General features: G+C 65.8%; 24 protein-coding genes. 14 read left to right on the forward strand and 10 right to left on the reverse strand.

Going from position 1 to position 24984, the window contains the following annotated elements:
* The first annotated feature begins 47 nt into the window (after positions 1 to 47).
* Entirely contained in the window at positions 48 to 953 is a 906-nt protein-coding gene (locus I6F12_RS19285) for a tetratricopeptide repeat protein (RefSeq protein ID WP_192893148.1), read from the forward strand.
* A gap of 214 nt (positions 954 to 1167) precedes the next feature.
* Positions 1168 to 4884, forward strand: coding sequence for a tetratricopeptide repeat protein (locus I6F12_RS19290; protein WP_225157025.1), 3717 nt, complete (start codon positions 1168 to 1170; stop codon positions 4882 to 4884).
* Between the two features lie 187 nt (positions 4885 to 5071).
* On the opposite strand, the gene fliP is transcribed toward I6F12_RS19290, so the two are convergent.
* Both fliP and I6F12_RS19300 read right to left on the reverse strand, forming a co-directional pair.
* Positions 5072 to 5830, reverse strand: a complete 759-nt coding sequence (fliP, locus tag I6F12_RS19295; RefSeq protein WP_036027911.1) for a flagellar type III secretion system pore protein FliP — start codon at positions 5828 to 5830, stop codon at positions 5072 to 5074.
* Positions 5827 to 6801 carry a flagellar biosynthetic protein FliO gene (locus tag I6F12_RS19300; protein ID WP_074448247.1) on the reverse strand — a complete coding sequence of 325 codons (975 nt, stop codon included), beginning with the start codon at positions 6799 to 6801 and terminating at the stop codon, positions 5827 to 5829. Before I6F12_RS19300 ends, fliP begins: the two co-directional genes overlap by 4 nt.
* Positions 6802 to 7152: 351 nt before the next feature.
* Between I6F12_RS19300 and flgB the strand changes: the two genes are divergently transcribed.
* The 10 genes from flgB to I6F12_RS19350 all read left to right on the forward strand — a co-directional run bounded on the left by flgB (position 7153) and on the right by I6F12_RS19350 (position 16369).
* On the forward strand, positions 7153 to 7557 hold the full coding sequence (gene flgB, locus I6F12_RS19305) for a flagellar basal body rod protein FlgB (protein WP_036013075.1): 405 nt from the start codon (positions 7153 to 7155) through the stop codon (positions 7555 to 7557).
* Between the two features lie 19 nt (positions 7558 to 7576).
* Entirely contained in the window at positions 7577 to 8002 is a 426-nt protein-coding gene (flgC, locus tag I6F12_RS19310; RefSeq protein ID WP_036013073.1) for a flagellar basal body rod protein FlgC, read from the forward strand.
* A 16-nt stretch (positions 8003 to 8018) separates the two neighbouring features.
* Entirely contained in the window at positions 8019 to 8327 is a 309-nt protein-coding gene (fliE, locus tag I6F12_RS19315) for a flagellar hook-basal body complex protein FliE (RefSeq protein WP_036013071.1), read from the forward strand.
* A 137-nt stretch (positions 8328 to 8464) separates the two neighbouring features.
* A complete protein-coding gene (gene fliQ, locus I6F12_RS19320; protein WP_025037372.1) occupies positions 8465 to 8728 on the forward strand; it encodes a flagellar biosynthesis protein FliQ in 264 nt (87 codons plus the stop codon).
* 17 nt (positions 8729 to 8745) lie between these two features.
* Positions 8746 to 9516, forward strand: a complete 771-nt coding sequence (gene fliR, locus I6F12_RS19325; RefSeq protein ID WP_157280795.1) for a flagellar biosynthetic protein FliR — start codon at positions 8746 to 8748, stop codon at positions 9514 to 9516.
* Between the two features lie 13 nt (positions 9517 to 9529).
* Positions 9530 to 10609 carry a flagellar biosynthesis protein FlhB gene (gene flhB / locus I6F12_RS19330; protein ID WP_036013070.1) on the forward strand — a complete coding sequence of 360 codons (1080 nt, stop codon included), beginning with the start codon at positions 9530 to 9532 and terminating at the stop codon, positions 10607 to 10609.
* 155 nt (positions 10610 to 10764) lie between these two features.
* Positions 10765 to 13353 carry a PAS domain-containing protein gene (locus I6F12_RS19335; RefSeq protein ID WP_225157026.1) on the forward strand — a complete coding sequence of 863 codons (2589 nt, stop codon included), beginning with the start codon at positions 10765 to 10767 and terminating at the stop codon, positions 13351 to 13353.
* A gap of 230 nt (positions 13354 to 13583) precedes the next feature.
* Positions 13584 to 14585, forward strand: coding sequence for a TIM44-like domain-containing protein (locus I6F12_RS19340; protein ID WP_225139738.1), 1002 nt, complete (start codon positions 13584 to 13586; stop codon positions 14583 to 14585).
* A gap of 144 nt (positions 14586 to 14729) precedes the next feature.
* On the forward strand, positions 14730 to 15410 hold the full coding sequence (locus tag I6F12_RS19345) for a lectin (protein ID WP_225139739.1): 681 nt from the start codon (positions 14730 to 14732) through the stop codon (positions 15408 to 15410).
* 251 nt (positions 15411 to 15661) lie between these two features.
* Positions 15662 to 16369 carry a glutathione S-transferase gene (locus I6F12_RS19350; RefSeq protein WP_225139740.1) on the forward strand — a complete coding sequence of 236 codons (708 nt, stop codon included), beginning with the start codon at positions 15662 to 15664 and terminating at the stop codon, positions 16367 to 16369.
* A 22-nt stretch (positions 16370 to 16391) separates the two neighbouring features.
* Here I6F12_RS19350 and I6F12_RS19355 read toward each other — a convergent pair whose 3' ends face one another.
* The 3 genes from I6F12_RS19355 to I6F12_RS19365 form a co-directional block, all read right to left on the reverse strand.
* Entirely contained in the window at positions 16392 to 17066 is a 675-nt protein-coding gene (locus I6F12_RS19355) for an isoprenylcysteine carboxylmethyltransferase family protein (protein ID WP_225157027.1), read from the reverse strand.
* A gap of 116 nt (positions 17067 to 17182) precedes the next feature.
* The gene (locus tag I6F12_RS19360) at positions 17183 to 17356 is read right to left on the reverse strand and encodes a hypothetical protein (protein WP_167361693.1); all 174 of its coding nucleotides are present in this window, start codon (positions 17354 to 17356) and stop codon (positions 17183 to 17185) included.
* 302 nt (positions 17357 to 17658) lie between these two features.
* Positions 17659 to 18132, reverse strand: a complete 474-nt coding sequence (locus I6F12_RS19365) for a hypothetical protein (protein ID WP_036013057.1) — start codon at positions 18130 to 18132, stop codon at positions 17659 to 17661.
* Positions 18133 to 18344: 212 nt separating this feature from the next.
* On the opposite strand from I6F12_RS19365, the gene I6F12_RS19370 reads away from it, so the two are divergent.
* Positions 18345 to 20000: a fumarate hydratase gene (locus I6F12_RS19370; RefSeq protein WP_036027899.1), complete on the forward strand. Its 1656-nt coding sequence runs from the start codon at positions 18345 to 18347 to the stop codon at positions 19998 to 20000.
* Positions 20001 to 20157: 157 nt separating this feature from the next.
* On the opposite strand, the gene I6F12_RS19375 is transcribed toward I6F12_RS19370, so the two are convergent.
* The 5 genes from I6F12_RS19375 to I6F12_RS19395 all read right to left on the reverse strand — a co-directional run bounded on the left by I6F12_RS19375 (position 20158) and on the right by I6F12_RS19395 (position 24011).
* Positions 20158 to 21078, reverse strand: coding sequence for an SH3 domain-containing protein (locus tag I6F12_RS19375; RefSeq protein ID WP_225157028.1), 921 nt, complete (start codon positions 21076 to 21078; stop codon positions 20158 to 20160).
* Positions 21079 to 21094: 16 nt separating this feature from the next.
* The gene (locus tag I6F12_RS19380; RefSeq protein ID WP_036013050.1) at positions 21095 to 21391 is read right to left on the reverse strand and encodes a hypothetical protein; all 297 of its coding nucleotides are present in this window, start codon (positions 21389 to 21391) and stop codon (positions 21095 to 21097) included.
* Between the two features lie 105 nt (positions 21392 to 21496).
* Complete coding sequence (locus I6F12_RS19385; protein ID WP_036013049.1) at positions 21497 to 22051, reverse strand: septation protein IspZ; 555 nt, start codon at positions 22049 to 22051, stop codon at positions 21497 to 21499.
* Positions 22052 to 22278: 227 nt separating this feature from the next.
* Positions 22279 to 22536 carry a hypothetical protein gene (locus tag I6F12_RS19390; RefSeq protein WP_345944173.1) on the reverse strand — a complete coding sequence of 86 codons (258 nt, stop codon included), beginning with the start codon at positions 22534 to 22536 and terminating at the stop codon, positions 22279 to 22281.
* Between the two features lie 77 nt (positions 22537 to 22613).
* Positions 22614 to 24011 carry a carotenoid oxygenase family protein gene (locus tag I6F12_RS19395; RefSeq protein ID WP_225157030.1) on the reverse strand — a complete coding sequence of 466 codons (1398 nt, stop codon included), beginning with the start codon at positions 24009 to 24011 and terminating at the stop codon, positions 22614 to 22616.
* A 105-nt stretch (positions 24012 to 24116) separates the two neighbouring features.
* Here I6F12_RS19395 and I6F12_RS19400 point away from each other — a divergent pair, with 105 nt between their 5' ends.
* The gene (locus I6F12_RS19400; RefSeq protein ID WP_225157031.1) at positions 24117 to 24848 is read left to right on the forward strand and encodes a TetR-like C-terminal domain-containing protein; all 732 of its coding nucleotides are present in this window, start codon (positions 24117 to 24119) and stop codon (positions 24846 to 24848) included.
* Positions 24849 to 24984: the final 136 nt, after the last annotated feature.

The following is a 24984-nucleotide window of genomic DNA, read 5'->3' on the forward strand; positions in this document are numbered from 1 at the left end:
GCCGCCGTGATGCCGGCGCAGCGTCCGGCCCGGCAGAGAGACGCAACATGAGTGCTTCGTTTCGCTCGCGGAGTTCGGCGCTTGGTGTGAAAATCGCACGGGCCAGTGTCATCAGGGCAGGGATGCTCATTCTGATCGTTGGACTCTCCGGTTCGTCAGGCTTGGCGCAGACGTCGAAGAAGAGCAGCTCACTCAAGAATATCGAGCTATGTAACGGGTCAGATCGGGTCTCGCCCGAAGCTCGCATCGAGGCCTGCACGGCCTTTATCGATGCGGGCGAGGGGAGCACAAATGGCTTTGCCGTCGCCCACAACAACAGGGGCAATGCCCATAGCGCCAAAGCCGACTACGAAGGCGCGATCAAGGATTTCGTCGCAGCGACCCGGCATAACCCGAATTATGCGAAGGCCTTCAACAACCTCGGAGTGGCCTATCTGAGGACGGGCTCGCACGACCTTGCCCTTGGCGCTTTTCAGGAGGCGCTGAAGCTCAACCCCAACTATGCCACTGCCTTTGCCAACCGTGCGGCAGCGTTCTTGAAGAGGAATGCGTACGACCGTGCAGCGCAGGACTATGACGAAGCAATTCGCCTTGACCCGAAGCTGGAGGCGGCCTGGAGCGGACGCTGTTGGGCCCGGGCCATCCTCGGCGCCTTGCAGGCTGCGATGGAGGATTGCGAGATGGTGCTTCGATCGGGAGCGGGTAACGCCGCGACATACGATTCGCGAGCCCTGATAAATCTGAAAATGGGACAACTCTCCGCGGCTATCGACGACTACAACGCGGCGCTGCGGTACGCCCCCAAGCTGGCGAGCGCGCTGTACGGTCGCGGGGTCGCCAGATTCAAGCTCGGCGACACAGACGGCGGCAATAGCGATATCTCGGCGGCCAGAAGGATCGAGGCGCGAATCGCCGAAGATTTTGTCCGCTATGGGGTGCCGCAAAGGGACTGACAGGCCGCGACATCGTGCAGCCGTTAACAACTGCTTAACCGCCTGCGTCTCAAATTCAAACTCGCGGAACGGCCCCCGCTCCATCCGGCACGGCATGCTGTTCCCGCAAATCAAGACATAGCATTAACAAGTCCTTAATTGGCGAGACCTACAGTCGACGGCACGGGCCGGCGCCAGTGCCGGCATGCCCGCCGAACCGGAAGAAATGCCGCCAATGGCGCGAGAGGCTGCCGCTGGATTTGTGTCGCGAGCCCGCGCATCGGCGCGGGGCTTGTCGCGTCACGCCCGCGCCGCGGCCTTGCTGGCGGCCTGTCTCCTGCTTGGCCTTGCGGCGCCCGGCCGGGCGGCCGATCCGATCAGGGGCGAGGCGACGTTTTCAGCCGGTGGCGGCTTTGCCCGTCTCGTCATCAAGCTCGGCGAGGACGTTCCCTCCGAGGTGACGACCGCGGGCTCGATCCTCGTCATCCGCTTCGACCGGCCCGTCGATGTTCCCGTCGAGCGCATTCCAGAAGGCGCGCCCGATTACGTCAATTCCGCCCGCCGCGACCCTGACGGCGGCGCCATCCGCCTGTCGCTGGCGCGGCGCGTCACCGTGAACACCATGAACGCCGGCGAGCGCACCTTCATCGACCTGCTGCCCGAGGGTTGGAAGGGGCCGCCGCCGAGCCTGCCCATGGACGTGGTCAAGGAGCTTGCCGAGCGGGCACGCGCGGCCGAGCGTGCGCTGCGCGCCCAGCGTGCCGCCGCGGAGTCCAGGAAGCGTCCGCCGATCCGCGTGCGCGCCTCGGTGCAGCCGACCTTCGTGCGCTTCGTGTTCGAGATGCCCGACGGGGTCGGCGTCTCCTCCGTGCTCAACGAGCAGAAGCTGACGCTCGTCTTCAACGCCAATCTCAATTTCGACCTGGCGGACGCGGTTCTCGCCGCGCCGCCGAACGTCGCCTCGATCAAGCAGAAGTCCGATATCGACCAGACCAATGTCGAGATCGCGCTGATCGGCGATGCCGACGTGCATTCGTTCCGCGACGAGAAGAACTACGTCGTCGACGTCTCCTTCCAGCCCGACAAGGGGAAGTTGGCGGCAACGCCCGAGGCGACGATCGCGCAGATGAAGCCGGTCGGTCGCGGGCCGGCGGCTGCCGCTGCACCTGCACCTGCACCGGAAAAGCCCGCCGCCGAGAAGAAGGACGCCCATCGCGAGATCCCACCGCCGACCTCCGAGACGATCGCGCGCGAGGCCAGGATCGACATCAAGCCCGAGGTGAAGGTGGAAGCGCCCGCCGCGCTGCCGCCCGCCGAAGCGCCGAAACCGGCAGCCTCTCCCGCGGCCGAAGCGGCCCAACCGCCCAAGGAAGCTGCGAAGCCGGCGGCTGCGCCTGCGCCCGTCGAAGCGCCCAGGGAGGTCGCGAAGGAACCGGTCAAGGATGCCGCCAAGGATGCTGGCAAGGATGCTGCCAAGGCTGTGCCGGCGGAGGTGCCGGTCGCGCCCGCGATTGCGAGCGTCGATGCGCGCCGCGACAGTGACGGCTTGCGCGTGACGTTCCCGTTTCAGGTCGCAACGCCGGCGGCGGCGTTCCGCCGCGGCGACACGGTGTGGCTGGTGTTCGATACGCCGAAGCCCGTCGATATCGAGGTGATCCGCACCAAGGGCGGCGCGATGATCGGCGAGGTCGGCCGCGTCCCGCTCGACAAGGGTCAGGCGGTGCGCATCCGTCTCACCCGTCCGCTGGTCTATTCGCTGACGAGCGAGGAGGTCGGCAAGGAGACCAACTGGATGTTGACGCTCGCCGACAAGATCCAGGCGACGCCGCTGCCGCTGATGATGTCGCGCAACATCACCGATCCCGCGCTCGCCAATATCGCGATACCCTTCGCCAATCCAGGCCAGCTGCACAAGCTCACCGATCCCGATGCCGGCGACACGCTCTATGTCGTCACTGCGCTGCGGCCGGTGCGCGGCTTCATCAAGCGGCAGGACCTCGTCGATCTCTCGCTGCTGGAATCCGCGCACGGCATCGCGATCCGGCCGAACTCCGACGAGATCGGCGTCGAGGTCGGCTCCGACAAGGTCATTCTGGGCAAGAAGGGCGGCTTGACCCTGTCGCCGGTCGACATCTCGGCCGAGCGGGCGCCGACCGCCGTGCGCCCGATCTTCAGTCCCGAAGGCTGGCGCAAGGGCCAGTCGGAAAACTTCATGGCGCGCCAGGCCGAACTGATGACGGCGATCTCGGCGGTCGAGCCGGCGCTGCGTTCGCTGCCGCGGCTCGATCTTGCGCAATTCTACATGTCGCGCGCCATGTATCACGAGGCCAAGGCCGTGACCGAGGTGATGCTGAGCGATCCGCTCAACAAGGAGGAGAGCGGCGCGCTGATCATGCATGCGATCGCCAACATCCTGATCGGCCGGCCGGCGCAGGGCCTGAAGGATCTCGCCAATCCTGCGATCGGCAATAGCCACGATTCCCAGCTTTGGAAGGCGCTCGCCTATGCGCGCCAGGGCAAATGGGCCGATGCGCGCGAAAAGTTCAAGAACGTCGAATTCGCCATCGCCTCGCTGCCGCTCGACATCCAGCGCATCGTGACGATGGACGCGATGCGCGCATCCCTCGAGGTGAAGGACTATGCCGGCGCCTCCAAGCGCCGCAACGAGCTCGAGGTGGTCGGTGTCCCGCCCGAGGCCGCGCCAGGCTTCGCCGTGCTGCGCGGCCGGCTCGCCGAGGCGCTCGGCCACGACAAGGATGCGCTCGACGATTACAAGCTCGCGGTCGCCTCGAATGACCGTCCGGCTGCGGCCGAGGCCAAGCAGCTCGAGATCGCGCTGCGTCAGAAGCGCGACGAGATCGGCAAGGAAGAGGCGCTGCGCGAGCTCGAGACGCTGTCGATGACCTGGCGCGGCGATGCGATCGAGGTCAAGACGCTGCAGATGCTGTCGCGCCTCTATGCCGAGAACGGGCGCTACCGCGATGCGCTCACCGCCGCGCGCACCGCGACGCGGCTGCAGCCGAACGCCGAAGCCTCGCGTCAGGCGCAGGATCTCGCCTCCGAGCTGTTCACGCAGCTCTTCCTCGGGCCGAAGGGCGACGAGCTGCCGCCGGTCGAGGCGCTCGGGATGTTCTACGAGTTCCGCGAGCTGACGCCGATCGGCCGCCGCGGCGACGAGCTGATCCGCCGTCTCGCCGACCGTCTCGCCTCGATCGATCTGCTCGACCAGGCCGCCGAGCTCCTGCAATACCAGATCGATCATCGCCTCGAAGGCGCCGCGCGCGCCCAGGTCGCCGCGCGCCTCGCCATGATCTATCTCGCCAACCGCAAGCCCGACTTGGCCATCACCGCGCTGCGTGCGAGCCGCATCAGCGATCTTTCCGGGGAGCTCCGGCAGCAGCGCCTGCTGCTGGAGGCGCGTGCGCAGAGCGACGTCGGCCGTCACGATCTTGCGCTCGACATCGTCTCCAACGTCGCCGGGCGGGAAGTGCTCCGCCTGCGTTCCGACATCTTCTGGGCGGCGCGGCGCTGGCGCGAATCCGCCGAGCAGATCGAGCTCTATTACGGAGACCGCTTCCGCGACTTCAAGCCGCTCAATACGGTCGAGAAGAGCGACATCATCCGCGCCGCCGTCGGCTACGCCCTCGCCGACGACTCGATCGGCCTGTCGCGCTTCCGCGAGAAATACGCCCCGCTGATGAGCGAGAGCGCCGACCGTCTCGCCTTCGACATTGCGAGCAAGCCGGCCGCAGCCTCCAGCGCCGAATTCGCCGAGATCGCCAAGCTCGCTGCCAGCGTCGACACGCTCGACGGCTTCCTGCGCGAGATGAAGCAGCGCTTCCCCGACGCCACCGCCCGCGCGCCCGGCGCGCCGCAGGCCAAAGATACGAGCGACCACACCGGCTCGCTGCCCACGATCCCGGTCGTGCGGCAGATCAAGATGACGCGGTAGGACTGTCTCCGCGCGAAGCGCGGCCCGCGACCGCGCCACAAGCTCGTCATTGCGAGCGCAGCGAAGCAATCCAGACTCTTTCCGCGGCGGCAGTCTGGATTGCTTCGTCGCAAGGGCTCCTCGCAATGACGAGGAGGGAGCGGGGGCTGTCGCTGAGAGCGGAAAGGACGCAGCAGCGAACGAAGCCTTACCCCCCGTAACTCTGCACCAGGCTCCCCGCCACCAGCGACCAGCCGTCGACCAGCACGAAGAAGATCAGCTTGAACGGCAGCGAGATCGTCGCCGGTGGCAGCATCATCATGCCCATCGACATCAGCACGGAGGCGACGACGAGGTCTATGATCAGGAACGGCAGGAACAACAGGAAGCCGATCTCGAAGGCGCGCTTCAGCTCGGAGATCATGAAGGCGGGGACGAGGATGCGTAAGGCGAGATCGTCGGGCGTGGCCGGCGGCGCCTCGCCGGAGAGATCCAGGAACAGCTTCAGGTCCTTTTCGCGCACGTTCTTCTGCATGAAGCCGCGCAGCGGCACGGAGGCGCGCTGGAACGCGTCCTCGACGCCGATCTGGTTGGCGACGAGCGGGCGGATGCCCTCGTCGTAGGATTTCTGCAGCACCGGGCCCATCACGAAGAAGGTGAGGAACATCGCGAGCGCGATGATCACCGAGTTCGGCGGGGCGGTCGCAGTGCCCATCGCGGTGCGCAGCAGCGACAGCACCACCACGATGCGGGTGAACGACGTCATCATGATCAGGATCGAAGGGGCGATCGAGAGCACCGTGAGCAGCGCGATCAGCTGGATCGCGCGCTCGGTGACGCCGCCGCCACCGGCGCCGCCGCCGAGATTGATGCTGATGTCCTGGGCATGCGACGGCATTGCGAGCGAAGCCGCGCCGACCAGGACAGAAAGGAAAAGAACTCTACGCGGGAGGGCGGGCAACCTCACGAAGACGGCTTCGGACGGCCGAGCAGGGAGGCCATCTCGTCTTCGAGATTTTCAAAGCTGGTCTTTTCCGCAGCCGGCTTCGCCGGCGCAGCGGGCGGTGCCGGCGGCTCGCTGCGGGCGGCGCGCGCCGGAGCGGGCGGCGGCTCCGGCGCAACCGGAGGCGCGACCGTCTCCCCGGCCGGGCGGCGCAGGGCAGCCTCGAGCCGCTGCGCCATTTCGGCGAGATTCTGCTCGGCGCTCGAGGGCGCGGCAGCCGCTGCCGGCGGCGGAACGGGCGCAGCCTGCGGCACGGGCGGAGGAGGAGGTGGTGCAGCGGCGCGCTCGGCCCGCACCGGCGGCATCTTCATCGGCTCACTGCCGCGCGGCGGACGCGGCATCAGCGGCGGCTCGCCGCGGGCGATGCGCGGCGGCAGCGGCTCGGGCCGCGGTTCGCGCTCGGGACGTGGCGCGATCGGCTCCGGCGTAAAGCCGCCCAGAGCCGGCTCGCTGCGGCGTTCGGCCAGTGCAGGCGCAGGCCGGCGCACCTCGTCGGCGAAGGATGGCCGCGCGGGCCGCGGCGGCGGCTCGGGCATTTGCGGTTCGGGATGATCGAGCAGCTCGGGCCGCGGCGCTTCGTCGGCCCAGCCGCCGGCATCGGGCATGGGGGCAAGGCGCGGCGGTTCGGCGGCACTCGGACGTTGCGGGATCTGGTCGCGGCTGGGCGCGGCGCGAACGATGTTGGGCTCGACAACGATGTCGGTTGGGCCGCCGATCATCAGCAGATGCTCGACATTGTCGCGCCGGACCAGCACCAGGCGGCGCCGGCCGTCGACCGCGGCGGCGTCGATCACGGCGAGCCGGGGCATCCGGCCGCGCTGGGTGTTGGCGCCGATGCGGCTACCGGCGAATCGGCGAACCAGCCATGCAGCGACGCCGATCAACGCCAGAACGACGATGAACGCGACGATGAAGGTGATAGGGCTGCCTTGCATACTTGTCCCCGACAAATGGCGCTTTTTTCGTGCCCATGGTCAGTCGAATCGACCACCGGCGGACGATGCCCCAAACTGCGATTTCTTAACGTTCCACGGCAAGTTTTGCCGTCCCCAACTCTTAATAACCCATGAATCGCCCGATCCAAAACGACTTCTTGCCCTGTGCACGTCTCGCCAAACGGCTGGGTTAATGCCACTTTTCGCGGCGTCGAATGGCGGGGCGCAAGAATCAGTTTCGGCTGGGGACATGCATCACGACCGGTCCTTAACCAGCTGTTAACCATACAGGCGGCAAATTCTGCCTAGCGGCGGTCCCTAGGGTCCGTCGGGGCGGAGGGAGCCGCGACGATGTCCATCAACGATATTCCGGAACTGTCGGTGCTTCGCACCAAGATGCAGTGGCATCAGGAGCGCCAGCGCGTCCTGTCCGAGAACGTCTCCAATTCCGACACGCCGAAATTCCGGCCGCGCGACCTGGTCGAGCCGAAGTTCGACAAGGCCGGCGCCGTCACGGGGTCCATGGGGCCCTTGGTCCTGACCCGGACCAGCGCCTCGCATTTGGCGCCGTCGGGGGCCCCTTCCGCCTTCGACCAGAACAAGAACGCGGGTTTCGAGACCCGCCCCGCCGGCAATGCCGTCAATCTCGAGGAGGAGATGATGAAGGCCGCCAGCAACCAGATGGACTACGCCGCGGTGACCTCGCTCTATTCGAAGAGCCTGCGCCTGCTCAAGACCGCGATCGGCAAAGGTTAGGCCCTAAAGGAGGCGGATCATGGCAAATGACAGCAGCGACTTCGCCCGCTCCATGGCAATCGCGACCTCGGGCCTGCGCGCGCAGGCCGGCCGCATGCGGGTGATCTCGGAGAACATCGCGAATGCGGACTCGACGGCGCAGACTGCCGGCGGCGATCCCTACCGGCGCAAGGTGCCGACCTTCTCATCCGCGCTCGACCGCACGCTCGACGCGCAGGTCGTCACCCTCGGCAGGATCAAGCCCGACCAGTCCGCCTTCCGCGTCCGATACGAGCCGAACAATCCGGCTGCGGATGCCAGCGGCAACGTCAAATATCCCAACGTGAACTCGGTGGTCGAGATGACCGACATGCGCGACGCGCAGCGGTCCTACGAGGCCAACCTCAACATCATCAGTGCGACGCGCCGGATGATCCAGCGCACGCTCGACATCCTCAAGAGCTGAACAGGACATTTGAGCCATGGCATCACCGACAATTGCCGCCAATGCTTACGCCAGCCTCGCCCGCGTGCTGGAGAACACCGGCGCCGGCAAGGGCAGCGAACCGAACGGGCAATCCTTCGCCGCGCTGCTGAAGGACGCCGTCGGAAGCGTCGTGGAATCCGGCCGCAAGTCCGACGCGCAGACGGTCGCAATGGCCGCCGGCAAGGCCAACGTGATGGACGTGGTTACGGCGGTCGCAGACACCGATGTCGCGGTGTCCACGCTGGTCTCGGTCCGCGACCGCGTCATCGCGGCCTATGAAGACATCATGAAGATGCCGATCTGATGCGCGCCGTCATTCCGGGGCGCGACGAAGTCGCGAGCCCGGAATCCATGGTGCGACCAACGCTGCGGCTAAATGGATTCCGGGTTCTCGCTTCGCGAGCCCCGAATCACAAACAATTTCAGAGTGAGAACTCCCAAATGACCGGACCCGAGACCCTCGACGTCGCGCGCGATGCGATCTGGACCATCGTGATCGTGTCGTCGCCGCTGATGGTGGTCGGCCTCGTGGTCGGCGTCATCGTGTCGCTGTTCCAGGCGCTGACGCAGATCCAGGAGCAGACGCTGATCTATGTGCCGAAGATCCTCGCCATCTTTGCCACGATGCTGTTGGCGCTGCCGTTCATGGCCGATTCGATGCACGCCCACATGCTGCGGATATCGTCGCGAATCATAGGCGGCTGAGGCACTATGCGTGAATTATGCGCATCGACGTCTCGCTGCTGCCGGCGCTCGCCGCTTCCTTCATGCTCGCCTTCGCCCGGGTCGGCGCGATGGTGATGCTGCTGCCCGGCCTCGGCGAGACCAACATCCCGACGCGGATCAAGCTGTCGATCGCGCTGTTGCTCACGCTGATCATCCTGCCGCTGCATCGCAACGCCTATCAGGTCGACATGGGCTCGCTGGCGCCGCTGCTGGTGCTGATGCTGCATGAGATCGCGATCGGCATCGTGCTCGGCGCGACCGCGCGCGTGACGTTGTCGGCGCTCCAGGTTGCGGGATCCGTGATCGCGCAGCAGATGGGGCTCGGCTTCGTCACCTCGGTCGATCCGACGCAGGGCCAGCAGGGCGTGCTGGTCGGCAACTTCCTGACCATGCTGGGCGTGACGCTGCTGTTTGCCACCGACAGCCATCATCTGGTGATCGCGGCGCTGAACGACAGCTACAGGATCTTCTCGCCGGGTGAGACCGTATCGAGCGGCGACGTCGCCTCGCTGGCAACGCGCGCCTTCTCCGCCGCGTTCCGCCTCGGCTTGCAGCTCTCCGGGCCGTTCCTCGTGTTCGGCCTCGTCTTCAATATCGGACTGGGCGTGCTGGCGCGGCTGATGCCGCAGATGCAGGTCTATTTCGTCGGCGTGCCGCTGTCGATCTTCGCGGGCTTCCTGGTGCTTGCCGTGGTGCTCACCGCGATGATGGGCACCTTTCTCGACTACTTCATCGGTGTCATGCACCAGATGATGCCGCTCAAGTGAGGGGGATCGATCGGTGGCGGAAGACAACGATCCCGAAAGTCAAACAGAAGACCCGACGCAAAAGCGCCTCGACGATGCGCTCGAACGCGGCGACGTCGCCAAGAGCCAGGAGATCAACACCTGGTTCATGATGGCGGGCGGCACGCTCGTCGTCTCCACCTTCTCGGGCTCGGTCGGCAGCGGGCTGCTGACGCCGATGCGCAACCTGCTTGCCAATTCCTGGATGATCAAGACCGACGGCAAGGCCCTGCTGGCGCTGATGCAGCAGATCGAACTCGCCGTGCTTGCCGCGGTCGGCGTGCCCCTGTTGATGCTGGTGCTGGCGGCCATCGCCGGCAACATGCTGCAGCACCGGCTGGTCTGGTCTGCCGAGTCCCTCAAGCCCAAATTCAACAAGATTTCGCCCGGCGCCGGCTTCAAACGCATCTTCGGCAAGCAGGCGGCCGCCAATTTTCTCAAAGGCATCGGCAAGCTCGTCGCCTTGGCCGTGGTCATGACCATGATCCTGTGGCCGGAGCGGCACCGCATGGAGGCGATGGTCAGGCTCGATCCGGCCGCCATGCTCGGCGCCAGCACCAGCATGACCATCCAACTGCTCGGCGCGGTGGTCGCCGCGCTCGCGATCGTCGCCATCGCCGACTATTTCTTCCAGTACCGAAGTTGGTTCCAGCGGCAGAAGATGTCGCTCCAGGAGATCAAGGAAGAGTACAAGCAGTCCGAAGGCGACCCCCACATCAAAGGCAAGATCAGGCAACTCCGGCAGCAGCGCGCCAAGAAGCGCATGATGGCGGCGGTTCCCAAGGCCTCCGTGATCATCACCAACCCAACCCACTATTCGGTAGCGCTGTCTTACGAGCGCGGCATGACCGCGCCGATCTGCGTCGCCAAGGGCGTCGACAATCTCGCCTTCAAGATCCGGGAGATCGCGCGCGAGCACGACATCCCGATCGTGGAGAACGTGCCGCTGGCCCGCGCGCTCTACGCCACCGTGGACATCGACCAGGAGATCCCGACCGAGCACTACCATGCCGTTGCCGAAGTCATCGGCTACGTCATGCGCCTGAAGCGCGGATTCAGCGCCGGACGGGGATAAGATGCCCGAAAAGTACCGGAAATGGCCGTAATCTGGGAATCAGCGTACCTTTTGCCGTTGCTGCCCTTGCACCTCAGGGTCCGATTCAGGCAGGGAGGACCCCACGCGCCCGGTGGCGCGTTGATTCTCTGCCGACAGGCTGCGCCAGCTCGAGAATGACCGCCGAGACCGACCACGACCTCACACGCGAGCCCGTTGCGGCGCACGAGCCGTCGCCGCGCTCGGGCAGCATTGCGCTGGTGCTGTTGGTGGCCGCCGGCCTCGTCGCCGTGGCCGTCGGGCTGATGACGCTCGGGCGCGCGCAGGCGCAGCCCTATATCCTCGGTATCCTCGCCGTGCTGGCGATGGTCGGCCTGTTCAACCTGTTCGCCTTCGCCGCCGGCATCATCCGCTTCGCCGACCGCAATCTCGACGATCCCGTCATCGGCCGCATCTCCGATCACGCCTTCGACGGCCTCGCGGTCACCGACGCGCGCGGACACGTGGTCTATTCCAATGCCGCCTATCTGACGCTGACCGGCGCTACCGGCCCGCAGGACGTGCGCCCGGTGGAGCGAGTCTTCATCGGCAACCCCGACGTCTCGGAAGCCGTGTTCCGGCTGCTCAAGGCCGCGCGCGAGGGCAAGCGGCAGCAGGAAGAGGTGCGCATCTCCGGCCATGACGGCAATCAGGGCCGCTGGCTGCGCATGCGCGTGCGCCCGCTCGGCACCGGCAAGCGCGAGGCGAAATACGCGGTGTGGTCGATCGCCGACATCACGCGCGACCGCGAACGCCAGGAGGACGTGTTCCAGGAGCTCCAGCACGCGATCGAATATCTCGATCACGCCCCGTGCGGCTTCTTCTCGGTCAATCCGGCCGGCGAGCTCGCCTATGTCAACGCGACGCTGGCGAACTGGCTCGACTACGACCTCGCCGAGATCGGCTCAGGCGGCCTGAAGCTCACCGACATCGTCTCCGGCGACGGCGCTTCGCTCTTGACCTCGATCGTGGCGGTGCCGGGCGAGGTGAAGACCGAGGTGTTCGACATCGACCTGCGCATGCGCACCGGCAAGACCATGCCGGTGCGGCTCTATCACAAGCTCGCCTTCGGCGCCGACGGCGCGCCGGGGCCCTCGCGCACGCTCGTGATCAGCCGCGCCCGCGACGAGCGAAGCGACCCTGATCGTGCCGCCGAAGTGCGCTTCATGCGCTTCTTCGACCATACGCCGATGGCGATCGCGACCGTCGATCGCGCCGGCAACGTGGTGCGCGCCAATGCGCGCTACGCCAAGCTCAGTCAGGCGCTGGGGCTCGACACCTCTTCCAAGTCGATCTTCCGCGCGGTCAATTCGCGCGACCGGCATCTCCTGATCGCGGCCATCAACCAGGCCGCCGAAGGCAAGGCCGATATCGCGCCGGTCGAGGTGGCGCTGGAAGGGACCAAGGAACGCTGGGGCCAGTTCTTCGTGACGCCGGTCGATTCGGCCGAGACCGAGGCGGAAGCCGCCATCGTGCACATGCTCGAGACCACCGAGCGGCGCGCGCTGGAAAACCAGATCAACCAGTCGCAGAAGATGGAGACGGTCGGCCAGCTCGCCGGCGGCATCGCCCACGACTTCAACAACGTGCTGTCCGCCATCATGATGGCGAACGACTTCCTGCTGAACGCGCACAAGCCGACCGACCCGTCGTTCCAGGACATCATGCAGATCAAGCAGAACGCAACGCGCGCCGCCACCCTGGTGCGGCAGTTGCTGGCGTTCTCGCGGCGGCAGACGCTGCGGCCGCAGGTGCTCGATCTCGGCGACGCGCTGTCCGATCTCACCATGCTGCTGCGCCGGCTGATCGGCGAGAAGGTCAAGCTCGACCTCGTCCACGGCCGCGACCTCTGGCCGGTGAAGGTCGACGTCTCCCAGTTCGAGCAGGTGATCGTCAACCTCGCGGTGAACGCGCGCGACGCCATGCCTGACGGCGGCAAGCTGATCATCCGCACCGCCAACGTCACCAGCGACGATTCGGGCAAGCTCGCCTACAAGGGCATGCCCGCCGCGGATTATGTCCGCATCGAGGTCGCCGACACCGGCACCGGCATCCCCGCCGACATCCGCGACAAGATCTTCGAGCCGTTCTTCTCGACGAAAGAGGTCGGCAAGGGCACGGGCCTCGGGCTCTCCACCGTCTACGGCATCGTCAAGCAGACCGGCGGCTTCATCTACGTCGATTCCGAGCCGGGGCAGGGCACCTCGTTCCACATCTTCCTGCCGCGCCACATCGCCGAACCGGAGGTGCAGGTCGAGCAGCCCGCAGCCGCAATCGGCGCGACCAGCGACGCCGCGAAGGAAGCCGCGCCCCCCGCGGCGGCAGAGGCGAAGCCGCGTACCGACCTCACCGGGCAGGGCACCATCCTGCTGGTCGAGGACGAGGAGGGCCTGCGCGCGCTCAATGCCCGCGGCCTGCGCTCGCGTGGCTACACCGTGGTCGAGGCCGAGAATGGCGTCGAGGCCATGGAGGTGCTGGACGAGCAAAGTGGCGCGATCGATCTCGTCGTCTCCGACGTCGTCATGCCGGAGATGGACGGCCCGACGCTGTTGAAGGCAATGCGCGAGAAGAACCCCGACATCAAGTTCATCTTCGTCTCCGGCTATGCCGAGGATGCCTTCGAGAAGAGCCTGCCCGAAGGCCAGCAGTTCGACTTCCTGCCAAAGCCCTTCACGCTCAGCCAGCTGGTCGCGGCGGTGAAGGAGACGATGACGAAGCAGGGGTGAGACCTGCCGCTCTCCTCGCAATGACGGCTGGTGGGCCAGCTCGGCTCGCGGACCCGGGGAAAAGCGGAAATCGGGTCGTAAACCCGGCGGTAAGCATCCTCCAATGGTTCACGTAAAACCCCTGTCATATATGGGCTTTTGCCACATCCCCGCGACTGAGGGCCGCAGCCGCAAGTTCCGAAACCGGCTTCACTTTTCGGGAAGTCTGACCATCTTAGGGGCACGTCCCCATGCCGGGGATTTGGGAAACGCACATGACTTTCTCGCTTCGCTCCCGGAAATTCTTCAACACGATCGCCGTCGTGCTGGCGCTTGCGCTGCCGACCGCGCTGACGATCTCGTCGGCCGACGCCCGCGCGGGTGGCGGCATGTCGTCCGGTTCGCGCGGTACGCGCTCCTATTCGGCGCCGCCGTCGACCACGACCGCACCCGGCTCGGCCTCGCAGTTCAACCGCACCTACACCCAGCCGGGCGCAGGCATGAACTCGGCCGCGACCGCGCCGGCGCGCGGCGGCCTGTTTGGCCGCGCCGGCGGCTTCATGGGCGGCCTTGCGGCCGGCTTCCTCGGCGCCGGCCTGCTCGGCATGCTGTTCGGTGGCGGCCTGTTCGGCGGCCTCGGCGGCCTGTCCTCGATCATCGGCCTGATCATCCAGATCGCGCTGGTGGTGCTCGTGGTCCGGCTGGCAATGTCCTGGTGGCAGCGCCGTCACACTCCGCGGGCGGCTTACGCCAATGCTGAGGCCGGCGCAGCGCCCGGACCGCAGACGAACTATCGCAGCGGTCTCGGTGGCGGCCTCGGTGGCTTCGGCTTCGGCGCCAACAACGCGCCGCTCGAGATCAAGCCGGACGACTATGAGGCGTTCGAGCGCCTGCTCGGCGACGTCCAGGCCGCCTGGTCGAACGAGGACGTGGCCAAGCTGCACACGCTCGCGACGCCGGAAATGGTCTCCTATTTCGAGCAGGACCTCGCCCAGAACCGCGCCCGCAACGTGGTCAACAAGGTCACGGAAGTGAAGCTGTTGCAGGGCGACCTCGCGGAAGCCTGGCGCGAAGGCGAGACCGACTATGCCACGGTGGCGCTGCGCTTCGCGCTCACCGACAAGACGGTGGATCGCAACACCGGCGCAATCGTCGCCGGCAGCGAGCAGCCGGGCGAGGCGACCGAGATCTGGACCTTCGCCCGCCGGCCGGGCACAGGCTGGGAATTGTCAGCGATTCAGCAGACCAACTGATCGCGGACGAGATGAGGAACCAGGGCGTCGTGCTTCGGCACGGCGCCCTTTTCTTTTGGGCCTCTCGCAGCACGGCATCGGAATAAGCGGGGGCGCCTCGGGTTGAAGTCAGGCGGCGAACAAAAACAACGTTGGGAGGACAGGATGATCCGTATCGAGAAATCCATGACGATTTCCGGTGTTGCGCTGGCCATGGTCTTGCTTGCTGCCCCATCGGCGCAAGCGCAGTCGGCCGACATGACCTTCTTCGTGACCTCCAACGGCCCCGGCAAGGGCGCCGATCTCGGCGGCCTCGAAGGAGCCGACGCGCAATGCCAGAAGCTTGCACAAGCTGCCGGGGCCGGCACCAAGACCTGGCGCGCCTATCTCTCGACGCAGGCCGCCGACGGCAAGCCGGCCGTCAACGCCAAGGATCGCATCGGCAAGGGGCCGTGGCAGAACGCCAAGGGCACGGTGATCGCCAAGGACGTCGCCGAGCTGCACGGCGCAACGAACAATCTCACCAAGCAGACCGCGCTCAGCGAAAAGGGTGAGGTCATCAATGGTGCCGGCGACCAGCCGAACCGGCACGACATCCTCACGGGATCGCAACCGGACGGCACCGCGTTTGCCGGGCCGGACGATCGCACCTGCAAGAACTGGACGTCGAGCACGCAAGGCGCTGCGATGGTCGGCCATTTCGATCGCCGGGGTCTGCGCGACGACGAGCCCTCGAAATCCTGGAATAGCTCTCACCCCTCGCGCGGGCCCGACGGCGGCTGCTCGCAGGCCGATTTGAAGACCACCGGCGGCGACGGGCTGCTGTACTGCTTCGCGGCGAATTGAGACGCTGAGTTCTCTCCACCGTCGGAGCTCTCTCCATTCGTCATCGCGAGGAGCTCTTGCTACGAAGCAATCCAGAGTGTCTCCGCGGAGGCATTTCTGGATTGCTTCCGCCTTCGCCAAGCCTTCGGCGGACAAGTCGCTTGCGCTCGCAATGACGGCGTATGTTGAACCGCCGTTCCGCCTCACGCTGACGGAACCTTCAGCCACGTGCTACATTGGTCCGATCGCCTCCACGCTCACGGACCTCCCCCATGAAATACGAGCTCTACTACTGGCCCGAGATCCAGGGCCGCGGCGAATATGTGCGGCTGGCGCTGGAGGAGGCGGGCGCCGCTTACGTCGATGTCGCGCGCGGTCCGCGCGGATCGGCTGTGATGATGAAGATGATGGACGCGCAGAAGGGCACGCCGCCCTTTGCGCCGCCGTTCCTGAAAGCGGGCAAGCTCGTCATCGGCCAGACCGCCAACATCCTGCTCTATCTCGGCTCCCGCCATGGGCTTGCGCCGAAGACGGAAGCCGGCAGGCTCTGGGTGCACCAGCTTCAGCTCACGATCACCGACTTCGTCGTCGAGATCCACGACACCCATCATCCGCTCGGGCCCTCGCTCTATTATGAGGATCAGAAGGCGCCGGCGAAGAAGCGCACGGCCGACTTCTGGGACGAGCGCGTGCCGAAATATCTCGGCTATTTCGAGCGGCTCCTCGCCGGGAGCGGCGGCATTTACGTGACGGGCCGGCGCCTGACCTATGTCGACCTCTCGCTGTTCCAGCTCGTCGATGGGCTGCGGTATGCTTTCCCCAAGCGCATGAAGGCGTTCGAGAAGGATGTCCCGGGCCTCGTCGGCCTGCACGACCGCATCGCCGCACGGCCCAACATCCAGGCCTATCTCGCAAGCGAGCGCCGCATTCCCTTCAACGAGCAGGGCATCTTCCGCCGCTATCGCGAGCTGGACCGATAGCGGCTTCGTGCAGTTGGCGCGTTCACCAGACGCCGGGGATGAGGCGATGGCGCACCCGCGCCGTGTAATCGGTGTAGCCGGGCAGACCCTCGCGCAGCGTGCGCTCCTCGATCGGAATGCGGACCGCGAGCAAGGCGAGGAGGAGCGGCATCATCGCAAGTCCCCACCACGATCCCAGCAGCAACGGCACGCCGGTGAAGAACAGGATCATGCCGCTGTACATGGGATGGCGGACATAGGCATAGGGTCCGGTCGAGATCACGTGCTGCGCGCGCTCGGCTTGCAGCTTCACCACGGGCGCGGCGAACGAGTTCTCGCGGAACACCCACATGGTGAACAGTGTCGAGCCCAGGAACAGCCCGAGTCCGAGCACCTGAAACGCCGTCGACATGTCAGAGGATCGAACACGCCGGTCGAGCCCCATCAGGACAAGCCAGGCCAGGATGGCGACGATGAACAGCGCCATGAACATCTTGTCGGCGGCGGGCTGATCCTTTTGCAGCACCGGCCGCAGGCGTTCGGCGAGCAGCGCCGGATCGGTCCGGTAGAGCCACCAGCCGCAGAGTGGGCCGAGCAGGGCGGAGGTTGCGAGGAAGGCCCAGGCCGACGGCCAATGCAGCGTCCCCGCGCACGCGAACAGCAGCGCGCCCATGCCGACGACGAACACGGTGTTCCGCAATAGCAGCCGTGCGAACATGCGCAGGTCCCGAGTGAACGGCGCATGATCCTGGTGCAGCTATCCGGCAAAGATGCGGCCGGACACGCCAAAAGCCCGATCGACCGGATCGGGCGCTTCGGTCTCGGGACGCCTGATCAGGCGAGCTGATCGATCCGCGTGCCCTGACCCGGCGGCAGCGGCGCCGGCGGCTGCGGCTTGAAGGTCGGATTCTCGTCCTTGACCTTTGTCTGATCGTCCTGCGGCTTGGTCGTGTCGTAGTTCGGAACCACGATCGCGATCGGCGGGGGCGCAACGGTAGAAACCTTCATCCGCAAATCCTCACACATGGAAACAATCAAGCCTGCCCTGCGAGGAGCGAAATTTCCTTCAAGCCAATCGTTAAAATGTGAGGGAATTGGCGCGGTGAAGGCTGTGCACGCGTGGCATCCGCAAACCGAGACGACGAGGCCTCTCCCCGTCATTGCGAGGAGCCCTTGCGACGAAGCAATCCAGACCTGCTTCCGCGGATACAGACTGGATTGCTTCGCTGCGCTCGCAATGACGGAGTATGCGGCGGACGCCATCGCGCGATACGCACCCCGCAAGGGTGCGGAAAGAGCTGGCGCGTGCCCTATTCGTCCTTGCCGCGCGTGATGGCGATGGACGCCTCTGTCTTGGTGCGGGTGCATTCCATGTTGAGCCGGCGGTAGCGCATGGTGACCTTGTCGCCGCGCAATAGACCCATCCGCTTCAGGCAGCGCGTCGCTCCCGTCGTGGTGTCGTCCTTGGTCACGGTGAAGACGATCGCCGCCATCGAGCCGACCAGCGCGTAGAATTCCGGCTTCGGCTTGCGATCACCCTTGGCGTAGAGCTCGATGGAATATTTGTCGCCGCGGCAACCCACGGACAGCTCCTTGGCCGCCGGGTGCGTCAGGTAAACGACATTGGCGGCGCGAAAATTCACCTTGAGGCGATCGACCTGGCTCGCCAGCTCCTTGGCGCTGTCGTCGCAGCGATCGGCGCGGGCAGGCGAAGCGAGAGCCACAAGGCCGGTGAAGGCGGCGGCGACCAGGATCGCGCCGCGGACGTTCAGTTTCAATGTCATGATGAAAAGCCCCTTAGGGAACGCATTCAAGCGTCGGCGGACGCGAATCGCAAGGGTGGGCAGAGGCATTTCCACGAGCTGTGCCAATGCCTTCCCGTGCCGAACCTACCCCTCCCATGCGCACCGCTCCCTTTCTTTTCTGGCTAGAATGCGCTTAGAACGCTTCTATGCTGAGAGGCCCGCCACGGCCCCAAAACCCCGAGATTTGCCCCATGAACGCTCCCACCGCCTTCCCCGACCAGTCCAAGCCCGTTCCGCCCTACAAGCACACCCCGCTGTTCCCGCTGGGCAAGGACGAGACGCCCTACAAGAAGATTTCGTCCGAGGGCGTCAGGGTCGAGAAGGTGCTCGGCAAGGACATGCTGGTGGTGTCGCGCGAGGCGCTGCGGGCGCTGTCGGAGGCGGCCTTTGGCGACATCAACCACTATCTGCGCCCCGGCCATCTGAAGCAGCTCCGCGCGATCCTGGAGGACGGCGAGGCGAGCCCGAACGACAAGTTCGTCGCGCTGGACTTCCTCAAGAACGCCAATATCGCGGCCGGCGGCGTGCTGCCGATGTGCCAGGACACCGGCACCGCCATCATCATGGGCAAGAAGGGCTGCAACGTCATCACCGACGGTGACGACGAGGCGGCGCTGTCCGAAGGCGCGCGTGACGCCTACCTGCGCCGCAATTTGCGCTACTCGCAGGTCGCGCCGCTCTCGATGTACGAGGAGAAGAACACCGCCAACAACATGCCGGCGCAGTGCGAGATCTACGCCGAGGGTGACGACGCCTACAAGTTCATGTTCATGGCCAAGGGCGGCGGCTCCGCCAACAAGAGCTTCCTGTTCCAGGCCACGCCCTCGGTGCTGACCAAGGACCGGCTGCTGGCGTTCCTGAAGGAAAAGATCCTCACCCTCGGCACCGCCGCGTGCCCGCCTTATCACCTCGCCATCGTGATCGGCGGCACCTCGGCCGAGCTGTGCATGAAGACGGTGAAGCTCGCTTCGGCGCGCTATCTCGATGCGTTGCCGACGCACGGCTCGCCCGACGGCAACGCCTTCCGCGACGTCGAGATGGAGAAGGAAATCCACAAGATGACGCAGTCGCTCGGCGTCGGGGCGCAGTTCGGCGGCAAGTATTTCTGCCACGACGTGCGCGTGATCCGCATGCCGCGCCACGGCGCATCGCTGCCGATCGGGCTTGGCGTGTCCTGCTCGGCTGACCGCCAGGTGCTCGGCAAGATCACCAGGGACGGCGTCTATCTCGAGGAGCTCGAGCACAATCCCGCGCAATACCTGCCGCAGGTCGAAGAGTCGCTCGGCGGCGAGGTCGTCAAGATCGACCTCAACCAGCCGATGAAGGACATTCTGGCGACGTTCTCGAAATATCCGATCAAGACGCGGGTCTCGATGACGGGCACCATGATCGTCGCGCGCGATAGCGCCCACGCCAAGCTGCGCGAACGGCTGGAGAAGGGCGAGCCGCTGCCGGACTATTTCAAGAACCATCCGGTCTATTATGCCGGTCCCGCCAAGACGCCCGAGGGCTACGCCTCCGGCGCGTTCGGTCCGACCACCGCGGGCCGCATGGATTCCTTCGTCGACCAGTTCCAGGCTGCCGGCGGCTCGATGGTGATGGTCGCCAAGGGCAACCGCGCCCCTAGCGTGCGGGAGGCCTGCAAGAAATACGGCGGCTTCTATCTCGGCTCGATCGGCGGCGCCGCGGCGAACCTCGCCGAGCACTGCATCAAGAAGGTCGAGGTGCTCGAATATCCCGAGCTCGGCATGGAAGCGATCTGGCGCATCGAGGTCGTCGATTTTCCGGCGTTCATCATCATCGACGACAAGGGCAACGACTTCTTCAAGGAGTTGAATTTGGGCTAGTTGCTTCACCCGCACGCGCGCGGGGGAAGATGCTCGTGCCGTAACAATGATCGTCATGCCCGGGCTTGTCCCGGGCATCCACGTTCTTAGTGCCGCAAAGAAGCCGTGGATGGCTGAACAACAAGCCCGGCCATGACGAAGCCAATGCTTCAGCGCCTCAACTGCAATTCGTGACCTGGTTGGAGCACAGCGCGCGCCACCAGCCGCGGACGCCGTCGTGGCTCTCGACCAGACCCCAGAGCCCACTGCAGGCGAAGATGCGCTTCGGGCCGCCGTCGGTGTCGAGCGGCCCGCCGAGCTCGCGCTGGGCCGGCATCCATTTGGCATCGATGAAGGGCGCCTGAAACAGCCCGCCCATGCGCGTGGTGCCATTGGCATAGTTCGCGCCGACCTTGTTCGAGGCGACCCAGCCGCGCCCGGCATAGGGCCTCGGCGCGCTGCGCGGATATCGCGTCTCGTCCTCATAGTCCTTGCCCGGCGGCCTCGCGTCTTCGATCAGGAACCAGCCGTCCCTGAAGCCGATGATGCCGAATTCGGTCAGCCAGCCGCCCTCGGGCGTGTTCTCGGCGCCGCCGAGCCTCAGCCGGTAGGGCGGCGGCAATGTGCCAAGCACGCGCGCCTTGATCGACGGCTCGGCGCGCACGTTGAGGCCGCTGGAATCCTTGTCGATGGACCAGGCGCCGAGATCGCAGGGCTCGGTGCCAGCAGGCAGCTTTGCGCGCTTGGCGGCGAGCTCGGCGTGCATCCCGGCGAAATCATTGTCGTCGTTATCAGGGGCCGGCCCGGTGCGCGGCTTCAGCTCGGCTGACATCGCCCGCGTCGCGTCCGCAGTCAGCGTGACGACCAGAACCTGGCGCGCCGCAAAGACGCTCCCCGGTGTCTTCGGATCGTTCGATGTCGCGGGATAGACCGCGAGATAACCGGTCGACCTCTCGGTTCGATAAGCGGTGCCGGCAACATAGCCTGCCGGCACCAGAGCGAGCGCGCTCGCGCGCCACGCCGGTTCGCTGTCACCTGCGCGCGCGGCCTGTGCTACGGCAGACAGGACTGCCGCCGCGATGAGGAGGAGCGCACGCATCGGTGCAGCGCGCGGTTTACGCCCGCGCGCCCGTGAAGGGGAAGCTGCCCATCGGGCCGATGCCCATCTCGCCGCTGATGCTGTCGCCGGAGACCGTGCCGGTGAATTCGAGCGTGAGCGGCATCGGCTTGTCGATCGAGACCTTCCAGGAGACGTTGTCGCCGGAGACGGTGCCGTCGAAGATCTCGGTGGTATTGCCTTCCGCGCCCTGCGTGCCCGTGAGCGTGCCGCCAGCAGCCTTCAGGCTCAGCGTCGCCTGGCGCTCGCCCATCGGCGTCGTCATGGTCAGATTCCAGTTGCCGTCTACGGCCATTTCCGTCTCCCGAACAGATTGCGGCGGTCCGCGACGATCCGCGGCCGTCCCTGGCCGAGCCTATAGCCCAACTCGCAACTCCTGCCTAACGCTCCGGTAGGGCATTTAGGCGCGGGCAGCGGCGCGTCGGCGGTTGGTTACGATCAGCCGCAGAACGAAGTACTGCACGGCAAAAGCCAGGATCTTGGCGCCGCCTGCGACCACCATAAGATAGAAAGCCCAGAGCTTCAGATCGCCGGTGGCGGCGACTGCCATCATGCCGGCGCCGATCACGAACATCAGCGCCGCCCAGGCATAGCCCGCGATGGTGACATATTCCGGGACGGTCTCGACGATGACGGGCGGCATGTAGCGCAGCATCCAGCCGCGCTTGAGCATGATCGCGCCGATCGCGAAATGTGCGATCGAGGGTTTTGCCAGCATGAAGCGCGGATCATTGGTCAGCAGCGTGATACCGCCGAGCACGATGACCAGAGCGAGGCTCGCATAGGTCATGTAGTGGAGCGGCTGTCCCTTGAGGCGCGCATAGAGCACCTGCGCGAACGCGCCGGCAATCGCCACCGCCGTTGCGAGGATCACGTTGTCGGTGAGGAGATAGACGGCCAGGAAGATGATAACGGAGAGGAGGTCGGAGGCGAGGCGGGCGAATACGTCCTTCATCGTCATTCCTGTTTAGCGGTCGTGGGCAGGGCGCAGACTGCCGCACCCTACTTGATCCGGCGATGCCCGGCATATCACTTTGTGAAGACAACCGCGCCGCTGCGACATGGCGCATGGCACCCCTCAAACCGACCAGAATGCCAGGCTAGGACCAGCAGCGCAGGATTCGGAACCGCAATAGGCAGACCGCGATGGTCGAGACAGGGAGCCGCGCCGGCTCAACCACATCACAACGTCAAGACGACGTAAACGACCTCCAGAAAATGAAATGCTGCAACGAGCTGGCCGGTCATCTCGTCGACCAGCCCCGTCCAGGGCAGGCGCGACACCATGGGGAGTGCGGCGGCGAGCAGAAGGCCGGCCGCGAGCAGGGCGCCGCCTTCGAAGAACGTGAGGCTGCGCCGGCGCAATCGCATCGCCAGGAATGCAAGTGCGGCGCCGGCCGGGGCGAGGACAGCGATGGAGTCCGCGGTGATCGAGAGCATGTGCATCGGCCTTCTTTGACCACGCAATATCCACGTGGATTCCGGGATCGCGATCTCCTCGCGCCCGTTGACGAGGGCTACGCCGCGCCGACCCAATTGCCGTGGAAGCCGTCGGGGACGCGATGTCCGAGCTGCACCAGGGCGGCAGGACCCGCCTCGATATCGGTGGCGTTGAACACGGCGAGATCGCTGCGGTTCTCCCGCGCACGCCAGACCACCGCGAGCAGCCAGCCGTCGCCTTCGGCGGCATCCCTGGATCGCTCGACGAAAACAGGCTCGGAGATGGTGTCGCCGGCCGGCAGCAGATATTGGCCGAGCCGCCTGCCGTTGCCGTCGACATGGACGATGCCCGACAGCGCGCCGAACATCGGCAATTTCGGATTGGCACAGGCGTACCAGCCGTGACGGCTCTTCAGCCCGGCGCGGCGATCGTCGATGCGCGGGAATTCCCCGGTGAGATCGTCGAGATACGTCTGCTGGAAGCGGTCGGTATTGCCTGCGAGATCGAAGGTCCAGCGGCATTGGCGGGCGCGCGATTTCTCGGGATCGGTGGGGCGGCCGTCCGGATGCGGAAACAGCGGCGCTTCCTCGAACTGCATGACGTCGGCGACGATGCGGTTTTCGTCCTCCCACGCATTCATGACATGGAAGACGTAGCAGGCTTCGGCACGAAACCAGACAATGTCCTTGGCCGTGCCGCTGCGCTTCATCACCCCGACATAGGCGCCCTTGTCCGGCTCCCAGGCATAAGGCGGCCGTCCGCTCATCGCGCGCTCCATGCTGCCCGTGATCGGCAGGATCGGAAACAGCACATGGTTCGCGGTGACGATGAAGTCGTGCACCATGCTGGCATAGGGCGCCTCAAACCGCTCGAAGCGCGTCGCCTTGCCTGTTGCGTCGATCGATCCGTAGGAGAGGGCAGGCGTCAGCGGGCCCGCCGCGTTGTAGCCGAAGAACACCAGCTCGCCGGTGACGGGATCGATCTTGGGATGCGCGGTGAAACTGCCGGCGACGCGGCCCTGGTAGTTGTGATAGCCGCGCGTCGCCAGCGTGCCCGGCTCGATCTCCGTCGGCAGGTGCGCTTCTTCCAGCGCCAGCAGCTTGCCGGCGTGGAAGATGATGTTGGTGTTGGCGACGCCGCCATCGGTCAGGTTTGCCGGCGCATCCGGCAGCTTGCGGCCGAAGCCGCCGAACAGCGCGCGGCCGGCGTCGTGCTCGGCGAGCCATTTCGGCGTGCGGACCCAGCGGTTGCGGTAGCTGGCGCGCCCGTTCTCGAGATGGAAGGCGTGCAGCATCCCATCGCCGACGAACCAGTGCGCGCCGGGCGAGTCGAACTGCGGATTGGGGCCGTTGCGATAGAGCGTGCCGTTCAGCTCGCGCGGCAATTCGCCGACGATCCTCAGGAAGGGCGCGTCGGCCTCGAACGGGATCGGCGCGATATTGTTGCTGCGCTCGGCCATGGCGTCGTGCTGCACGGCGAATCCTCCCTATCTTTACATCGTAAAGATTGGATAGACCCGATCGCAGCTTTCGTCAAGCGAAATCTTTACACTGTCAATATTGCGTCATATAGCTTGCAAATGGCCAAGACAGACACCAAGGGCGACGCGGCGCGCAGCCCGCGTGCCTTAAGAAAAACCACCTCGACCGCGGCATCGCGCACCTCGCGGCGGGCGAGAAGCGCCAAGACCGAGACGCCGTATCATCACGGCGCGCTCCGCGAAGCGCTGCTCCAGGCCGCCGAACGGGTGCTGGAGCGCGACGGGCTCGCTGGCCTGACGTTGCGCGCGGTGGCGCGCGAGGCCGGCGTCTCGCATGCCGCTCCCACCCATCATTTCGGCGACCTGACGGGCCTGCTCAGCGAGCTCGCGGCCGTCGGCTTCCGCCAGTTCAACGCGGTCATGAACGCTTCGTGCGATGCCGCCACCACGCCGCTCGAAGCCGCGCTGGCGCGGCCGAAAGCCTACATCGCCTATGCGCAGGCCCATCCTGGCATGTACGGCATCATGTTCCGCACCGAGCGGCTGGATTATTCGAGGCCGTCGCTGCACGAGGCGGCCGAGGCATCCTTCGCGGGCCTTACCAATGCGATCGGCATGATGCGGCAGGAGCAGATCAGCGGCGACGCGCTGACGCTGAACCAGGGCGCCGCGATCGCGCGAGCCTGGTCGCTGGTTCACGGCTTCACCATGCTGCTGCTCGACGGACGGCTGAAGGACATTCTCGCGCGGCTGCCGGAGGGAACGACGGCCGAGCGGCTGCTCGAGACGATGCTGACCGCTCCAGTGACCGATAAGCTGCCCGGCTCCTGATCACCAGGTGTGACGCAACTCTTGCTTTATTCAAGCGTTGATGCGCCATGGCAAAGGCATCGCGCTCTCCCTGGAAACGTGCCAAACCCCGTAAGCGCGCGGGTAAGGCATCCAAGCATCTCAGTCCTGCACAGAA

The organism is Bradyrhizobium sp. IC4059 (genome assembly GCF_020193615.1).
GTDB lineage: Bacteria > Pseudomonadota > Alphaproteobacteria > Rhizobiales > Xanthobacteraceae > Bradyrhizobium > Bradyrhizobium yuanmingense.

Coding starts and splice junctions, on each gene's coding strand:
- I6F12_RS19285 (WP_192893148.1), top strand. CDS start 48: ATGAGTGCTTCGTTTCGCTCGCGGAGTTCGGCGCTTGGTGTGAAAATC.
- I6F12_RS19290 (WP_225157025.1), top strand. CDS start 1,168: ATGGCGCGAGAGGCTGCCGCTGGATTTGTGTCGCGAGCCCGCGCATCG.
- I6F12_RS19300 (WP_074448247.1), bottom strand. CDS start 6,801: ATGCAAGGCAGCCCTATCACCTTCATCGTCGCGTTCATCGTCGTTCTG.
- flgB (WP_036013075.1), top strand. CDS start 7,153: ATGTCCATCAACGATATTCCGGAACTGTCGGTGCTTCGCACCAAGATG.
- flgC (WP_036013073.1), top strand. CDS start 7,577: ATGGCAAATGACAGCAGCGACTTCGCCCGCTCCATGGCAATCGCGACC.
- fliE (WP_036013071.1), top strand. CDS start 8,019: ATGGCATCACCGACAATTGCCGCCAATGCTTACGCCAGCCTCGCCCGC.
- fliQ (WP_025037372.1), top strand. CDS start 8,465: ATGACCGGACCCGAGACCCTCGACGTCGCGCGCGATGCGATCTGGACC.
- fliR (WP_157280795.1), top strand. CDS start 8,746: ATGCGCATCGACGTCTCGCTGCTGCCGGCGCTCGCCGCTTCCTTCATG.
- I6F12_RS19335 (WP_225157026.1), top strand. CDS start 10,765: ATGACCGCCGAGACCGACCACGACCTCACACGCGAGCCCGTTGCGGCG.
- I6F12_RS19340 (WP_225139738.1), top strand. CDS start 13,584: ATGCCGGGGATTTGGGAAACGCACATGACTTTCTCGCTTCGCTCCCGG.
- I6F12_RS19345 (WP_225139739.1), top strand. CDS start 14,730: ATGATCCGTATCGAGAAATCCATGACGATTTCCGGTGTTGCGCTGGCC.
- I6F12_RS19350 (WP_225139740.1), top strand. CDS start 15,662: ATGAAATACGAGCTCTACTACTGGCCCGAGATCCAGGGCCGCGGCGAA.
- I6F12_RS19355 (WP_225157027.1), bottom strand. CDS start 17,066: ATGTTCGCACGGCTGCTATTGCGGAACACCGTGTTCGTCGTCGGCATG.
- I6F12_RS19360 (WP_167361693.1), bottom strand. CDS start 17,356: ATGAAGGTTTCTACCGTTGCGCCCCCGCCGATCGCGATCGTGGTTCCG.
- I6F12_RS19365 (WP_036013057.1), bottom strand. CDS start 18,132: ATGACATTGAAACTGAACGTCCGCGGCGCGATCCTGGTCGCCGCCGCC.
- I6F12_RS19370 (WP_036027899.1), top strand. CDS start 18,345: ATGAACGCTCCCACCGCCTTCCCCGACCAGTCCAAGCCCGTTCCGCCC.
- I6F12_RS19375 (WP_225157028.1), bottom strand. CDS start 21,078: ATGCGTGCGCTCCTCCTCATCGCGGCGGCAGTCCTGTCTGCCGTAGCA.
- I6F12_RS19380 (WP_036013050.1), bottom strand. CDS start 21,391: ATGGCCGTAGACGGCAACTGGAATCTGACCATGACGACGCCGATGGGC.
- I6F12_RS19385 (WP_036013049.1), bottom strand. CDS start 22,051: ATGAAGGACGTATTCGCCCGCCTCGCCTCCGACCTCCTCTCCGTTATC.
- I6F12_RS19390 (WP_345944173.1), bottom strand. CDS start 22,536: ATGCTCTCGATCACCGCGGACTCCATCGCTGTCCTCGCCCCGGCCGGC.
- I6F12_RS19400 (WP_225157031.1), top strand. CDS start 24,117: ATGGCCAAGACAGACACCAAGGGCGACGCGGCGCGCAGCCCGCGTGCC.